Consider the following 2,018-nt stretch of genomic DNA (forward strand, 5'->3'; position numbering starts at 1 on the left):
ACGAGCAACTCCTCGCCGGGGGGTTGGCCGGGTCGATGCCGATCACCGGGGCGACGTACTGGAGTTCGCGCAGCAGCGCCTGGGCGGACCCCAAGGGACCGCCCCCGGCGAGGAGTTGCTCGTCGGCCAGCGGATGCGGGAAGTCGACCGGGACGTAGGCGCCCGCGTGGTCGTAGTGCCAGACCAGGTGCGACTGCTGGGCCGTGGACTCGAACATCTCCAGCAACTGCTCGTAGTCCCCGCCGAGTTCGTCCACCGGCGTCACCGGCAGCCCGCAGACCTGGAGCAGATAGGCGCGGCGCAGGAAGTGCAGGGCGTCGTAGTCGAACCCGGCGACCGGCGCGACCTCGCCGGACAGACCCGGCATGTACTGGTACACCGGCACCGGCGGCAGCCCCGCCGCGGCCAGCGCGTGGTTGTAGTGCGCGAGTTCCTCGGCGAACGGATTGTCCGGCGTGTGGCACAACACGTCGACGAGCGGGACCAGCCACAGGTCACAGGCCAAAGAGAGCTCCTCACACAAAGAGGTGGTCCGGGAAGCGTAATCGGTGCATGGGTGGTCCCATACCCCCACGTCCGCTCAGCTATCGGACAGATCTTCCAGCAGGGCCAGCGAGTGGGCGTTGGCCGCGGCGACCAGGGCGCGGGCGGCCTCGATGTCCCGCCGGGCCAGGGCCTCGACCAGGTCCGTGTGGCCGGCCCACAGCCGGCCGCGCGGATCGGGCAGCCGGCGCAGCCGCTGGACCGCGCAGACCCAGGACTGCACGCGCAGCCGGTGCAGGAAGTCACCGAGGTAGGGGTTGCCGAACAGGACGCTCAACTCGCGCCAGAAGCGCAGGTCGTAGCCGATCAGCACGGTGAGGTCGCCTGCGGCTGCGGCGCGCTGGGCCTCCTCGCCGCGGCGGCGCACGGTGGCCAGCAGGGCGAGGGTGCGCGGGTCCTCGAGTGGGCCGCGGAAGGCGGGGTGCCCGGCGGCGAGGGCCTGGAACATGCCGTCCGTGACCAGGCTGCGGGCCTCGATCATGTGCCGGTAGTCGGCGAGCGAGTACTCGGGCACCCGGAAGCCGCGATGCTGGTCGGCCTCCAGGATGCCCTGCGCGGACAGGTCGACCAGCGCCTCGCGCACCGGGGTGGCGGAGACGCCGTACTGGTCGGCGATCTCCTTCACGGTGAACGCCCGGCCCGGCCGCAGCCGCCCCGCCAGCACCTCGTCACGGAGCGCGTCCGCGATCTGCTGGCGCAGGGTGCTGCGGGTGACGATGCCGTTGCCGGACATGGCCGGTCTCTCCTCACGCGTATGGGTGACGTACTCGCACGTATGGCCAACTCCTCAGAGTCTTACGAGCACGTCACCTTACGCGTTCGGCCTTTGCCGACGGCAGCGCCGAGCCGGTTACGCCGTGTACTCGTCCGCCACGGACAGCGCGGCGTCGAGGGCGGCCAGGCCCTCCTTCAGCTCCGCCTCGCTCGTGTTGCACGGCGGCACCACATGCGTGCGGTTCATGTTCACGAACGGCCACAGACCCTGCTTCTTGGCCGCCGCGGCGAAGGCGGCCATCGGCGCGTTCGCCGCACCGGCCGCGTTGTACGGCACCAGGGGCTCCCGCGTCTCCTGGTCCTTGACCAGCTCCAACGCCCAGAACATGCCCACCCCGCGGACCTCGCCCACGCTCGGGTGGCGCGCCGCCAGCTCGGCCAGACCCGGCGCCAGCACGCTCTCGCCGAGCCGCTTGGCGTTGGCCACCACGCCCTCCTCCGCCATCACGTTGATCGTGGCGACGGCGGCGGCACAGGCCAGCGGGTGCCCGGAGTAGGTCAGACCGCCCGGGTAGGGGCGCTTGCCGAAGGTCTCCGCGATCTTCCCCGAGACGGCCACGCCGCCGAGCGGCACGTAGCCGGAGTTCACACCCTTGGCGAAGGTCATCAGGTCCGGTACGACATCGAACAGATCGGCCGCGAACCACTCACCGGTACGGCCGAATCCGGCCATGACCTCGTCCAGGACGAAGACGATCCCG

The 2,018-nt window shown here is 71.0% G+C and carries 3 protein-coding genes; all 3 read right to left on the bottom strand.

From position 1 onward, the window contains the following. Positions 1-505, bottom strand: a 505-nt coding sequence (locus CCN72_RS27325; RefSeq protein ID WP_107430162.1) for a hypothetical protein, incomplete at its 3' end; no start/stop codon positions are given. 75 nt (positions 506-580) lie between these two features. Beyond that, the gene (locus tag CCN72_RS27330) at positions 581-1,276 is read right to left on the bottom strand and encodes a GntR family transcriptional regulator (RefSeq protein WP_086810474.1); all 696 of its coding nucleotides are present in this window, start codon (positions 1,274-1,276) and stop codon (positions 581-583) included. 117 nt (positions 1,277-1,393) lie between these two features. After that, positions 1,394-2,018: aminotransferase class III-fold pyridoxal phosphate-dependent enzyme (locus CCN72_RS27335; protein WP_143664214.1), on the bottom strand; the 625-nt coding region annotated here is incomplete at its 5' end.

Origin of the sequence: Streptomyces murinus, assembly GCF_002154555.1 — a bacterium.
GTDB lineage: Bacteria > Actinomycetota > Actinomycetes > Streptomycetales > Streptomycetaceae > Streptomyces > Streptomyces murinus.

Excerpts from the sequence above, each read along its gene's own strand:
- CCN72_RS27330 (WP_086810474.1), bottom strand. The coding sequence starts at position 1,276 with ATGTCCGGCAACGGCATCGTCACCCGCAGCACCCTGCGCCAGCAGATC.